Origin of the sequence: Marinomonas profundimaris (assembly GCF_000508165.1) — a bacterium.
Taxonomy (GTDB): Bacteria; Pseudomonadota; Gammaproteobacteria; order Pseudomonadales; family Marinomonadaceae; genus Marinomonas; species Marinomonas profundimaris.
The window spans coordinates 222227-235758 of the sequence record NZ_AYOZ01000045.1 but is presented as its reverse complement, the minus strand read 5'-3'; the positions used below and the strand labels follow the sequence as shown (position 1 = coordinate 235758).

At 43.1% G+C, this 13532-nt stretch carries 14 protein-coding genes; 8 read left to right on the top strand and 6 right to left on the bottom strand.

The window, feature by feature from the left end; translation table 11 throughout:
• Positions 1–19 precede the first annotated feature (19 nt).
• The 8 genes from D104_RS33220 to D104_RS33195 all read left to right on the top strand — a co-directional run bounded on the left by D104_RS33220 (position 20) and on the right by D104_RS33195 (position 7583).
• The gene (locus D104_RS33220) at positions 20–913 is read left to right on the top strand and encodes a copper resistance D family protein (RefSeq protein WP_024024989.1); all 894 of its coding nucleotides are present in this window, start codon (positions 20–22) and stop codon (positions 911–913) included.
• Positions 914–970: 57 nt separating this feature from the next.
• The gene (locus tag D104_RS33215; RefSeq protein ID WP_024024988.1) at positions 971–1366 is read left to right on the top strand and encodes a hypothetical protein; all 396 of its coding nucleotides are present in this window, start codon (positions 971–973) and stop codon (positions 1364–1366) included.
• A 211-nt stretch (positions 1367–1577) separates the two neighbouring features.
• The gene (locus D104_RS37500; RefSeq protein ID WP_200866770.1) at positions 1578–2843 is read left to right on the top strand and encodes a copper resistance system multicopper oxidase; all 1266 of its coding nucleotides are present in this window, start codon (positions 1578–1580) and stop codon (positions 2841–2843) included.
• 12 nt (positions 2844–2855) lie between these two features.
• Positions 2856–3719 (top strand): multicopper oxidase domain-containing protein, encoded by an 864-nt coding sequence (locus tag D104_RS37660; protein ID WP_327026394.1) that lies wholly within the window; start codon positions 2856–2858, stop codon positions 3717–3719.
• A gap of 12 nt (positions 3720–3731) precedes the next feature.
• Positions 3732–4445: a copper resistance protein B gene (locus D104_RS33205; RefSeq protein WP_024024987.1), complete on the top strand. Its 714-nt coding sequence runs from the start codon at positions 3732–3734 to the stop codon at positions 4443–4445.
• 102 nt (positions 4446–4547) lie between these two features.
• A complete protein-coding gene (locus D104_RS0119040; RefSeq protein ID WP_031215207.1) occupies positions 4548–4775 on the top strand; it encodes a hypothetical protein in 228 nt (75 codons plus the stop codon).
• Positions 4768–7116, top strand: coding sequence for a heavy metal translocating P-type ATPase (locus D104_RS33200; RefSeq protein ID WP_024024985.1), 2349 nt, complete (start codon positions 4768–4770; stop codon positions 7114–7116). The genes D104_RS0119040 and D104_RS33200 overlap by 8 nt, the downstream gene beginning before the upstream one ends.
• Positions 7117–7139: 23 nt before the next feature.
• The gene (locus D104_RS33195) at positions 7140–7583 is read left to right on the top strand and encodes a DUF411 domain-containing protein (protein WP_024024984.1); all 444 of its coding nucleotides are present in this window, start codon (positions 7140–7142) and stop codon (positions 7581–7583) included.
• A 216-nt stretch (positions 7584–7799) separates the two neighbouring features.
• On the opposite strand, the gene D104_RS33190 is transcribed toward D104_RS33195, so the two are convergent.
• The 6 genes from D104_RS33190 to D104_RS33165 all read right to left on the bottom strand — a co-directional run bounded on the left by D104_RS33190 (position 7800) and on the right by D104_RS33165 (position 13524).
• A complete protein-coding gene (locus tag D104_RS33190) occupies positions 7800–9053 on the bottom strand; it encodes a type II toxin-antitoxin system HipA family toxin (protein WP_024024983.1) in 1254 nt (417 codons plus the stop codon).
• Positions 9037–9384: a helix-turn-helix transcriptional regulator gene (locus tag D104_RS33185; protein ID WP_031215201.1), complete on the bottom strand. Its 348-nt coding sequence runs from the start codon at positions 9382–9384 to the stop codon at positions 9037–9039. The genes D104_RS33190 and D104_RS33185 overlap by 17 nt, the downstream gene beginning before the upstream one ends.
• Positions 9385–9474: 90 nt before the next feature.
• Positions 9475–10365 carry a nucleotidyl transferase AbiEii/AbiGii toxin family protein gene (locus tag D104_RS33180; RefSeq protein WP_024024981.1) on the bottom strand — a complete coding sequence of 297 codons (891 nt, stop codon included), beginning with the start codon at positions 10363–10365 and terminating at the stop codon, positions 9475–9477.
• A gap of 1 nt (position 10366) precedes the next feature.
• Positions 10367–10891 (bottom strand): type IV toxin-antitoxin system AbiEi family antitoxin, encoded by a 525-nt coding sequence (gene abiEi, locus D104_RS33175; protein WP_024024980.1) that lies wholly within the window; start codon positions 10889–10891, stop codon positions 10367–10369.
• A 715-nt stretch (positions 10892–11606) separates the two neighbouring features.
• Positions 11607–12362 carry a GntR family transcriptional regulator gene (locus D104_RS33170; RefSeq protein WP_024024979.1) on the bottom strand — a complete coding sequence of 252 codons (756 nt, stop codon included), beginning with the start codon at positions 12360–12362 and terminating at the stop codon, positions 11607–11609.
• A 64-nt stretch (positions 12363–12426) separates the two neighbouring features.
• Positions 12427–13524 carry an ABC transporter ATP-binding protein gene (locus D104_RS33165; RefSeq protein WP_024024978.1) on the bottom strand — a complete coding sequence of 366 codons (1098 nt, stop codon included), beginning with the start codon at positions 13522–13524 and terminating at the stop codon, positions 12427–12429.
• Positions 13525–13532 lie beyond the last annotated feature (8 nt).

Here is a 13532-nt window from a genome sequence, read left to right as displayed (position 1 = left end):
TTTATAAAAAAGGGGCTGTATGATGTTAACGAACTGGGAAATCGCGCAATTATTGACACGTTGGTTATTGTATTTTGGTATATCAAGCGTTGTAGGTGGGCTATTTGCATTTTGTTTGTTGCGTCATCAGTCTGCTTTATTGAGTAGTATAAAAAGGTACGTACGAGGAGGTGCGTTGATTGGTTTAGTGGCGACAATAGCTTATTTTTTTATCCTCGTTGGTGGGGCGATGGAAGAGGGTCTATCGCTCATGTTTGACCCTATGATGGTCTCTATCTATTGGGATTCGCCTGCGGGCAGTACCTTAATCGCTAATGTGATTGGTTATTGCTTGGTGATCATAGCGTCATTTACCCTTGGGTCGGATCGTGCCTTCAGTCTGTGGCCATTTTCACGCCTTGCATTAATGGTCGCTTCCTTGGGCATAGCCAGTTTGATTTATTCGTTTTCATTCACGGGTCATGCGACAGAGCAAGCTTGGTATTATCAAATTATATTCTTTACTCATATCTTGATTGCTGCTTGGTGGTTAGGGTTGCTATTCCCTTTGTGGTTGGTTGCGCGAAAATCCACGCACCAGGAATCTAATCGAATCTTAGAGCGTTTTGGCGAACTTGCAGCGGTTGCTGTTTTGATTTTGATTATCTGTGGAGCATGGATGAGCTATGTTCTGACAGGATGGCAAGACTTATTCTCGTCAGACTATGGTTTCTGGTTGTTGGTGAAACTTGCTTTGGTCGTTGTTATTCTGGTGATGGCGGCATACCATAAATTACATCTTGTGCCGTTAATACTGAAACGCGGTAATACATTTCTTATTCAAAAATCTATTTTAATGGAAAAAATGATCGCTTCTTCTATTTTGGTGGTCACGGCGATATTTACGACGTTTGTTGGTCCTCCAATGCATTAATTAGAGGTGTATTTAAAGTGATGTTGTTTGGGGTGAAAGTTGATTGGGGGAAGAATAATGAGACAAAATAAAATCGTTATCATTATATTTGTTTTGCTCGTGTTTGTTAGCCAGACAATGACTTCTGTGGCTGGTCCAATGGCATATCACTCAATGCAACTTACTGCTACTGCTACTTATGGCTCGATGGTCGATCATAAGGCTTCGTTGCACAACGCGTCTGTTGAAACACACACAGATCAGTATGTTCAAATATTGCCGGTCACGAATGCGTTAGATTGTTGCAAAGACAAAAGCTCGTGTCCGATGAGCGTTTGCATGTCGATGGCCGCGATCATTGATCGTCAGTGGATTTATTACGGCTCTCAACTGAGTCAGAGTAGTGCTCATCTAGTTCAACAAGAGCCACCGTTGAATAGCTCTTCTTTATATCGCCCTCCGATACTTTCTTAATCTTTGGATGAATCCGTCGTTTTGTCGGACGCTCCAAGGTCACTAACCGTTATTTTCTATTATTAACCTTTTATCCACTACAGGGATAATGCCTGTATTGGATCTTCTCAAGAACATTGTTGGAGACAATTATGTCTTTTATTCATTACATTATTTGGTTGCACCTGCAAACAGGTGTTGTGGGTTTAATTAGATTAAGGGAGTTCAGTTTATGACAGTATTCAAACCTTCACACGAAGAGCAGAACAAATCATCGAGCGGTACAGTGCTTAGCCGTCGTCAGTTTGTATTTGGTGCTTCTGCCATGCTGGCTTTAACTACCATTCCGTTTTCAAAAAATGCACTAGCAAGTGCCATTGGCCAATCTTTAACTCAGTTATCTGGGAAAGTTTTTGATTTAAGCATTGATTATAAAACCGTTAATTTTACGGGAACGCCTGCTAGAGCAACGGTCATTAATCAACTGTTTCCCGGACCCTTGTTACGCTGGAAAGAAGGTGAAACGGTCACGCTAAGAGTAAAAAACAATCTTGATCATGACAGCTCTTTGCACTGGCATGGGATGATTTTACCGACAGAAATGGATGGCGTTCCTGGCCTTAGTTTTGCGGGCATCAAACCGGGAGAAACATTCGAATATAAATTTCCAGTTAAGCAAAGTGGTACCTATTGGTATCACAGTCATTCAGGTTTTCAAGAACAAACGGGAGTGTATGGCGCGATTGTTATAGACCCTAAAGAAGCAGACCCTGTTGTGTTTGATCGGGAGCATGTCATCATGCTGTCGGACTGGTCGGATGAGGCGCCTGAAACGATATATGCGAATTTAAAGAAGCAATCAGACTATTACAATTACAGTGAAAGAACGATGTCTGATTTGTTTTCTGATATCAAAAAACAAGGGTTGGTGAACACATGGAGAGCTCGCTCCATGTGGAATCAGGAACGTATGAGTGACCGAGATATTTCTGATGTCACGGGCGCCACCTATACGTATTTAATGAATGGGAACCCACCGGCACAACCTTGGCAAGCACTCTTTAAACAAGGAGAAAAAGTTCGTCTTCGCTTTATTAATAGCTCTGCGATGACGATATTTGATGTGCGAATTCCAGGTTTAAAAATGACCGTGGTAGCGAGTGATGGACAAAATGTTCAGCCTGTTACCATCGATGAATTTCGAATTGGTGTTGCGGAAACGTACGATGTGATAGTCGAGCCGAAGATGGAGGATGCTTATTGTATTTTCGTTCAGAGCATTGACCGTTCTGGTTATACCGTTGGTAACTTCACGTCAGATGAAATGTTCACGGCCAAAATCCCTGATATGGACCCTATGCCGATCTTAGGGCATGGCGATATGGGCATGAATATGGAGGGCATGGACCACAGTAAAATGGCGATGGGTTCGGACTCTATGTCGGGCATGGAAGGCATGGACCACAGCAAAATGGCGATGGGTTCGGACGCTATGTAGGGCATGGAAGGCATGGTCCACAGTAAAATGGCGATGGGTTCGGCCTCTATGTCGGGCATGGAAGGCATGGAACACAGTAAAATGGCGATGGGTTCAGACTCTATGCCGGGCATGGAAGGCATGGACCACAGTAAAATGGCAATGGGTTCAGACTCTATGTCGGGCATGGAAGGCATGGACCACAGCAAAATGGCAATGGGCTCAGGCTCAATGGCTGGCATGGAAGGCATGGATCACAGCAAAATGGCAATGGGTTCAGGCTCAATGACTGGCATGGAAGGGATGGATCTCAGTCAGCCAAGTATGGTTATGCCTACTTTAGGTTTAGCAGGTTACGGCAGTGACAATGAGATTAAGCATCTAGATTCAGAAAATGGTCCTCAAGTAGACATGCAATCAGGCATGCCTCAAAGCGGCCTTAACGACCCAGGTATTGGCTTAAGGGATCATCAAGCGAACTATAACCGTAAAGTACTGACCTACGCAGACCTAAAAGGCTTGCATCCTACTCATGATAAACGTCAACCCACTCGAGAAATCCAGCTGCATCTAACGGGCAATATGAATCGTTATATGTGGTCAATTAATGGAATCAATTTTGCTGATTCCGCTCCACTTGAATTGGCGTATAACGAAAGAGTGCGAATTACCTTGGTGAACGACACCATGATGATTCATCCCATGCATCTACATGGTGTATGGAGCGAGTTAGAAACAGGAGACCCTGATTACATTCCACGTAAGCATACTGTGATGGTTCAGCCTGGTTCAAAAATCAGCTATTTAGTCACCGCAGACGCCTTGGGGCAATGGGCATATCACTGCCATTTGCTATATCACATGCCTGGCATGTTTAGAAAAGTGGTCATCAAATAAGGAGAGTAATAAATGAAAAACTTTAATTCACTAGGCTTTACATTAGTGATGGCAACGGCTTCTGTTATGAGCTCTTTGTCTTATGCAGGTGCGGAAGATGACCCTTTATTAAGTTATGTCGCCATCGACCAATTAGAAAAAGGCCTTGAGTCAGACGATCCAATCAGCTTTAGTTTTCAAGCATGGGTTGGTTATGATATGGATAAAATCTGGCTTAAAACGTCAGGTGAATACCAGAATAGTGACGACCAGGACCTAGAAGTACAGGCTCTATACAGTCATGCCGTAGCGCCGTATTGGGATATGCAGATGGGCGTAAGGCGAGATATTAAACCGTCCCCATCTCGTGATTGGTTGGTGCTTGGTTTCCAAGGTTTGGCTCCGTATTTTTTCGACATTGACGGTGCTTTCTTTGTTGGAGAAAAAGGGCAAACCTCCATTCGTTTAAGCATCGAACAGGAATGGTTAATCACTCAAAAACTGATATTAACGCCTGAATTTGAAATGAACGCCTATGGTAAGAGTGATGACGAGTTAAGCATGGGTGCTGGTCTTACTGATATCAATGCAGGCCTTCGACTAAAGTATGAAATAACACGTAAGTTTGCACCTTATATAGGTATAGACTGGAGTAAAAAGCTCGGTGCTACGGCTGATCTTGCTCGTGATAATGGAGATAGCATTAGCAACTCTCAGTTTGTCATTGGCGTAACGGCTTGGTTTTAAACTTTTTAACAAGAAATAAAAGGGGTGGTCGATGAGACGAAAGATAAAAGTCTCATTTGCATCACCATTAATTTCTACGATATAGAAAGAAAGGACAATACCATGATGAACGAAAGTATGTTTGGTAGCACTATGTGGGCAGGTCACTGGTTGTGGATGTTGGTTGTTGCTATTTTAGTTGTTGTACCTGTCTATCGAATATGCCAGCGAGCTGGATATTCTGGTTGGCTGGGGTTGCTGATACTGGTTCCAATGGTCAATCTGGTTTTGTTGTATTTTATTGCTTTTTCTGACTGGCCTGCGAGTAAAAAAGGAGCACAGGATGAGTGAGCATTCGAATCATCATGAACATAAAAGCCACGGTGTACATGACCCTGTGTGCAAAATGTCAGTGGATCCCCAAACTGCAGATTATAGCAGTCAGCATGCCGGAAAAACTTGGTATTTCTGTTCTTCCGGTTGTCAGTCGAAGTTCGATAATAATCCAGAAAAGTATCTCAGTGAAGAAAATGAGCAGACAGAGTCGGTTGCATCCGGAACCATGTTTACCTGTCCTATGCATCCAGAAATTCGTCAACAAGGCCCGGGTGAATGCCCAATTTGTGGCATGTCGCTTGAACCTGAGGCGGTAAGCCTCGACGACGGCCCTTCCGAAGAACTTGCTTACATGACTCGTCGATTCTGGATTGGTTTGGCCCTTGCTCTTCCGGTTTTTTTGATCGAAATGGGAGGTCATCTTTTTAATATTGACCACATTGTGTCGCCACAAACATCCAACTGGATTCAGTTAGTTTTAGCGACGCCAGTGGTCGTTTGGTGTGGTCTTCCATTCTTTGTACGTGGTTGGAAATCAGTACTCAGTCGCAATCTTAATATGTTCACACTTATTGCCATCGGTACGGGCGTCTCTCTGTTGTACAGTCTTGTCGCGACCTTGGCTCCGCAGATATTTCCTGACGCTTTTCACGCGGACGATGGCTCGGTCGCAGTGTACTTCGAGGCGTCCGCTGTCATTGTTGTACTAGTGTTGCTGGGACAGGTACTTGAACTCCAAGCTCGAGAAAAAACCTCTGGGGCTATCAAAGCCCTATTAGATCTGGCTCCAGCCACGGCAAGAAAACTGGACGATGACGGTAGTGAGTCTGATGTGTCGCTCGATCAAATAAAGGTTGGTGATCGATTGCGAGTTCGGCCAGGCGATAAGGTGCCTCTAGATGGCGAAGTGCTTGAGGGTAGTTCCAACGTTGATGAATCCATGGTCACTGGTGAACCCTTGGCTATTACTAAGAAAACTGGAGATCAGGTAATTGGTGGTAGCATAAATCAGCAAGGCAGTTTTATTTTACGAGCCGACAAAGTCGGACGAGACACAATGCTATCTCAGATCGTCCAGATGGTCGCCAGTGCGCAGCGAAGTCGTGCGCCTATTCAGGGAATGGCTGACAAAATGGCTGGTTGGTTCGTCCCAGTTGTTCTGCTGGTCTCTATCATTGCGTTCGGGGTCTGGTCTATCGTCGGTCCAACGCCGCCCATGGCCTTTGGTCTGATTGCCGCTGTGAGTGTGCTGATTATTGCATGTCCCTGTGCGCTTGGTCTGGCGACGCCTATGTCTATCATGGTCGGTGTCGGTCGTGGTGCTCAGGTTGGTGTCTTGATACGAGATGCCGAGGCGTTAGAGCGGATGGAGAAAGTAGACACAGTGGTAGTGGATAAAACCGGGACTTTAACAGAGGGTAAACCTCAGGTGACAAAGCTGGTCTCGGCAAATGGTTTCAGCGATGAGGACTTGATGCGTTATTCCGGTAGCCTTGAAAAGGGCAGCGAGCACCCTTTGGCACATGCTATTTTGGATAAAGCTAAAACAATGAACCTAACATTACCAGACGCCATAGATTTCGACTCTCCAAACGGCAAAGGCGTTACTGGTGAAGTCGATGGAAAAAGGGTTCTGCTTGGTAATCGATTGTTAATGCAGTCAGAAAATGTTGATACATCCGCCTTTGAGGAAGAAGCCAATCAACTTCGAGAGGACGGTGCAACAGTAATTTTTGCCGCAGTTGATGGAAAGGTTTGTGGTTTGCTGGCGATTGCAGACCCGATCAAGGACACCACTAAAGCGGCAATAGCCGCTCTGCAGAATGAAGGGATTCGTGTGGTGATGCTGACCGGAGATAATCGTACCTCTGCCGAAGCTGTAGCTCGAAAACTCCACATTGATGAAGTGAAGGCAGAAGTATTGCCGGAAGATAAAGGCAATGTTATTCAACAGCTTAAAAATGAGGGTCGTGTTGTTGTTATGGCTGGTGATGGTGTTAATGATGCGCCAGCCTTGGCAACCGCAGATGTAGGTATTGCCATGGGGACAGGAACCGACGTGGCTATCGAAAGTGCGGGTATTACTCTATTACGTGGCGATCTGATGGGCATCGTGGAGGCACGGCGATTATCCCTGGCAACCATGCGTAATATTCGACAGAATCTGTTCTTCGCATTCGTTTATAACATGGCAGGTGTACCGATTGCGGCAGGGGTACTTTATCCATTTACAGGTATTCTTTTATCGCCTATTTTTGCCGCTGTAGCTATGTCGCTCTCCTCGGTGAGTGTCATACTAAATGCTTTAAGGTTGCGTGCGGTAAAATTATCAGATAGCCAAATTAATAGTAAATAGCTAATTTTGAAAGAGGTGAAAATATGAAGGTATTCAATAAAATCATTGCAACTTCAATCTTAACGTTAGTAAGTGCTAGCGTGTTTGCACAACCTATAATAGATCTCTATAAGTCTCCGGCATGTGGTTGTTGTGTTAAATGGGGTGAGCTAATGGAGGCAGAAGGGTATACCGTTAATTATCATCACACAGAAGACTGGTCCTCTTTAAAGAAAGATGCGGGTCTGCCCATGCAACTACAATCGTGTCACACCGCTGTTATCGACGGTTACTTAATTGAAGGGCATGTGCCAGAACAAGATGTGGCACGTTTAATACTTGAGAAACCTGAAAATGTATCAGGGTTGGCTGTGTCTGGAATGCCAAGGTATTCTCCTGGCATGGCTGAAAAAGGTCAGCAATACAAAGATTTTAATGTGATTCAGTTTAGCCAAAAAGGAACGATGACAGTTTATCAACAATATTGATAAACGATAAATCCATCAAATCCAACAGGTTATCAAGCTGAAAGGAAAAAGCCGAGCTATGAAGTGACCCCCAATAGTTGGACTATCCAATTACTGGGGGTCTTTTTATGTCTAAGTACAATAGACGTTCAATTCTCATACTTCGGTATATATCCCTATCTATATGTCTATAAAGAATATGATTAATCTGGATTTATTAGACTTTGCTATACAGTATTAAACTCGAAAATCTTTATGAAGTTTCTGCCAATGCGCTTTTAGCTGTTGTTTGTGCTCTTCATTCATCGGTAGGTTTTTTAAAGCCTCAGGCCAAAGGCTTCTCGCTTTTTTCATCACATCATCCAGATGCGGTTTGATCGCTCGCCATGGAATATCTGATTTAGTAGCCCAATGTTCAAAGTGCTTATATGAGACATCGTACCAAGCTTTTGTCTTAGCTAGATTAAGGGCAAAGTGTTGCTCGCTTTTAATATAAACACTGGTGGTGACTATGTCGTAAGCGGGGGAAAGTCTGGGTGTGACTTGATCTGTATACAGTAAGCTCCAGTTTTTCAAATGGGCGTCGCCGTTTGCTAATAGGATGTTGGTGAGTATACGACGAGCAAGTTGCTGGACATCACTTAAACCATTACCAGAAAACTGATACAGGATTTTTGCTATTTGTTCGTAGTTGCCAGAACTGTATTTTTCATGTGGGTACTTCACAAGAACTTGAGCAAAGTCTTCCATGTGAATGCGTTGGTCGTCACGCCGATCAAACCGTTTTATGGCGAAAGCTAATTTTTCATCCGGAAGGTTGATTTGAGGAAGGTTGTCTAATTGGTCTATCTCGACCAATTTTATTTCAGGAATATCCACGCCAATGAGAGAAGCGAGAGTCATGGCAGTAAACTCATTGGCGGGCACTTCTTTGTGTTTAGTGGAGGGTGTTTTCACAATCCAATCGCCAAGCACATTGTCTTTCGACAAATTATATCGACCGTCTTTTTCCGTCATGGAAAACTTCATTTGAACACCAGCCAAGGAAAACTTGTTCTCTTGGCTTAGTTTGTCGAATTTAACCGCTTTTAGTTGGCCATGAGATGAGAATAAATGTAGAGGAACATCTTCAGGCTCCATCGGTTCAGCGACTAATGCGCCCGGTAAATCCATGCCCAGATAAGACAAAATATGAAACTCATTATCAACATGGGTTTTGAGTCCTTGAGCGATCAGCTCTCGCAAAGAACCTTCAGGCAATAGATTGGACAAAATAGGGTGCAGACGTTGGTTTGTCGCCCATGGCTCAGATAGCATTTTATCGGCACGTGGAAAATTTGGATGGGTGGTTAAGCTAAAAGTAGGGCGAGCTGTACTAGATTGAAAGCTTTCAGCAAAATGAAGAAGATTACGTCCATTCTTTGCCCCTGCCAAATACCCCACTAGATGGCCATGTAATGTCAACTTAAGAACACTAATTTCTGTTGTCATTTTCGTCTCCATCTTCTAATAACCCTTTCCATGGATCATCCGATAGTTTTTTTTGTTCATCAGAATGATCAGGCTGTTTGTGCGGGAAAGATGCGTTGTTACCACCACTTTCAAGAACAGCTAAAACAGCATTCAGCTTTTCTTTTGGAATCAGCATGACGTCGCTATTGAGACCCTTGGCAATCAGTTCAAGCGTATCGAGTCTTGGATTGCCTTTTGCTTCAAGCCGTTGGTACTGCTGCCTAGAAATGCCAACACGCATTAGCATGTCATTCTGCTTGAGTTTCAGTGCTAAACGGCGATGTTTGATTTGCTGTAGTAGGTTTATCATAAGGAAACTAATAAGTTGTTTTTTAATATATAGAAACATATTAGTTGCTATTTTTATTTAAGGCAACTTAAGAGTTTCTTTTTTCGGCGTTTAAAGTCCCATATCAAATTTCTTTGTCTGTAAATCAGGTTTGAGTATCAGGTCTGTCATGCTTTTAATTTCAAGTTGCACGTATTGCCAATATTCTGGGTTATCAATTGTTCGAGCTTTAATTTGGCTTGGAATGAAACGGCTCATTTCGTTGTTGAAGTCGGCTTTTACCTCTTCTTCGTTGAGTAATTTTTCGACCTGAAGGCTAAGCGATTCTATGAGGTGAGATTTTGTTTTTTCTCTTGCTGCAAGTTTTTTGCTGATCAGCTCTATGGATACGTCAATACCTCTTTGCTTGATCCAAAGAATATCCCAAACATCACGAGGTTTAATACGTCTGGAACGGTATGCTAGAGCAATGAATTTATCTGCCAAGGTTTCTTCTAACGACTGTACTGGGATCAAAAGTCCTTCTGTTGGAACGACGACATCGTAATGATTTATCAGTGGTCTTCTCTCAATGTCGAAAGAAGGGATAGCACAAATGTCGATATGCATTTTTTGACGTGGTAGATCAGGGCGGTTGGCTTCTTTTTCGATACTAATTTTCCAAGAAGATGTGTCTCCTTGTTTGTCTTGGTTCGGCTTATTTACCCAGACTTCTGTTTCATATTTTTTTTGTATGTACTTTTGAATCTCGACTTCCAGACCATCAAAATCATCAGGTTTAAAGTCATGCCCTCCATTAAAGTCTAAATCCTCAGACAATCGAGAGCTGTTGTGACATAAGCGAAGTGATGTGCCGCCAATAAAAGTCAGTGATTGCATAACCCCCTGTTTTACCATGACCGCCATAATATCATGGTGCAATATTTCTTTTTCTATAACAGGTGTTATCCCTGCATACTCAGGATTGGTGTTAACAATTTGCTTTATGACTTCTTTTAGCATGTTATGCCTCCAGCATGTGCAGATTTCGATTACAGTTTTTTAAATCAATAAGAGCTTGGGTTGTTTTGGCCCGATACATTTTTATATCTGAATCGAAATAAATATTAGGAGCGATTGTCTCGATCGTTTTTTTTGTATGTGTAAACTCAATGAGGCCATAAGGTGTCGGAAAAATACCACTTCTACCTTTTGTCATCACAGTGAGTCTGTCCATAACAATTTGTGAAATATCGCCTGTATAGCTAAGTTGGCTCTCTAGGCTGATATAGTTAAGTACGTCTCCTCTGAGCTTATTTACAACCTTGTAAATTGCCGTGGATCCATCTGGAGGAGTAATGGTACTTTCAAAAATACCCGCTGCAACTCTTCGTAACACACCTTTTCGTACGCAATCTGTAAGAAACTTTGTAAAAGCAGGTGTATGTTTTTCGCCTAGCATAAATGCTATCTCCGTAGCCGTATGAACACCTCCACCGGCTTTAGTAGCATGAGATAGTGCGGACAGTAATTTTTCTTTTTTTCTCATAATGGTCTACGAATTATTACTTTATTGGTGTTAAATTGTAGACCTAATGAGTTAAGTAGACAAGATTTAGGTCTACAAAACATTACGTTTAAGGTGTTTTTTTGTAGACCTCTTATGATGGGATAAGCTTTTAATGCTATAAAGCTCTATTTTACTTCGAATCAAAGTCAAAAAAATGTCCAAAAGTATGCTTTGATTCAAAGCAATTGAAATCATGTATTTATGGGGATTTTTGCTTTTAAGGTATAGGCTAATTTGAGATGCTTTGATTCGAAGTGTAGAGGTCATGGGCCAAGATGGGATCAAAATGGGCCAAAATCCCCTGATATAGAGTTTTATTGCCTTATATTGCTTTGATTCAAAGGATGTGAGTTTACTAAGGTATTGAATACGTTATATAAAGTCGTTGAACGCCATGTAAGAGAATATTCAGAGTAACCTTGACATGGTAGAGGTCAGCAGTTCGAATCTGCTTAGTCCTACCACTCTTTTTAAAACATAAAAGTTACACTTACTACTTTCCTGAATTAGAGAGCGTAAGTTACGAAAGCCGAACCCAGTGTTCGGCTTTTTTGTATCTGATTTTGGCTAATTTTTGTGTTTTTACTGTTTTTCGCGGCTTTTATTCATATTAAGTATTGTCTGATTTAAGGCTAAGAAGGGTTTGTTTTCTTGGCTGTTTTTTTCGAATTTAATGGTTTTTGTGTAAGTACTATTAAAGTGTATCGCGGATCTCCGCAACAAAGTCATAGGAATCTCCAGGAAACCACGAACGTGTAAATTCAACGTGTGTGCCTTCGTGATTAATTCCGGTTCGTTCTATGTATAATGCGGCGCTGAGTTGCGGAATGTCTAATAAATTGGCTCGTTGTTCGTCAATGCTCACGGCGCGAAGCCGCTGTAAGGCGCGAACAGGGCGACAACCTTGTTGCTCCAATAAATCGTAAAGAGAGCCTTCCATCGCGAAGGGATTGATAATATAGCAACTTGGAATAGTCGCTAACTCTAATGCCATGGGTTTGCCATCAGCAAAACGCAAACGGTAAAAACGCACCACTTCTTGGTCTGGTGCGAGTTTTAGTGCTTTGCATTCTTCTTCATGAGGCATGCCCAGCGAACGGTCTAACCACTTGGAGGTGATGGTCTTGCCGCGCGCTTCCATGACTTCGGTAAAGCTACGCAAATGGTTCAATGGTTGCTCAACACGCTCGCTCACAAAGGTTCCAGCGCCTTGGCGTTGGGTTAGCACTTCGTCTTTAATAAGTTCATCAATGGCACGTCGAACCGTGACTCGAGAGACATCCAAATAGGTTGCAAGATCGCGTTCTGGCGGTAAGGTGTCTCCGCCTGTAACACGGCCTTCCGCAATGGCCGATAGAATGGATTTCTTTACTTGTATGTAAAGTGGGATGCCTTTTTCTCGCAAGGTATCAGGCGCACCAAAAAGTGTATTAACCCGATTCTGACTCATTTTTTATCCTAAGGGGATGTTCCCCATGTCGTCTTAATCTTCTCCCCGCAGGGCGCTTTGCTGTTTATGAGCTGGCTGTAATCCTCGGTAAGGCGTCACCATCTTTAGCAAACAAATACAGGCGGTTTGGTTTTATGCCGAAGGTCACGTTGTCGCCGGCGTGATATTGGTTATCACCATCGACTTTAAGCACTAATTCACCTTCCTGCGGAATGTCGACATACAAATAAGATTGCTCGCCAAGGTGTTCAATTAACGTGATTTTGCCTTCTACGGTATTGGTGTCACAGCGTAACGATATGTGCTCAGGGCGCAATCCCAGTTGAACGGTTGCGCCTTTTTCGAATCCTGAAGTGTCTACGGCGACAGAAATTACGCGGCCGGATTCTAACACAATTTGTGTATTCTCCGTGCCTACTTCTGTGATTTTGGCGGAGAGAAAGTTCATTTTAGGTGAGCCAATAAAGCCGGCGACAAATTGCGTTTTAGGGTGATGATACAAATGCAAAGGCGAACCGACTTGTTCAACTCGACCCTTGTTCATGACGACGATTTTATCGCCCAATGTCATGGCTTCAACTTGGTCGTGGGTGACATAAATTACCGTGGCTTTGAGCTCTTGGTGCAGCTTGCCAAGTTCGACGCGCGTTTGTACACGAAGCGATGCATCAAGATTCGACAAGGGCTCATCAAATAAGAAAACTTTTGGGTCACGCACAATCGCACGACCAATGGCCACGCGTTGACGTTGACCACCCGATAATTCTCGAGGCAAACGCTCAAGCAAATGGTCTATTTTTAATTTTTTTGCGGCCTCAATGACTTTGTTTTTCACAAAGGCTTTGTCTTTACCGGCAATTTTCAACCCGAATGCCATGTTTTTAAACACGTTCATGTGCGGGTATAACGCGTAGGATTGAAACACCATGGCGATGCCGCGCTTCGCTGGCGAGCGGCCATTGACGCGTTCTTCATCGATGTATAAGTCGCCTTCTGTTATGTCTTCCAAGCCAGAAAGTAAACGTAATAAGGTGGATTTACCGCAGCCAGATTCACCGATCAGCACAACGAATTCACCGTCTTTGATGTCGAGATCAATACCATGCAATACATCCACATCGCCAAAACGTTTTTTAATGTTATTGAGTTTTACACTTGCCATTATTCAGT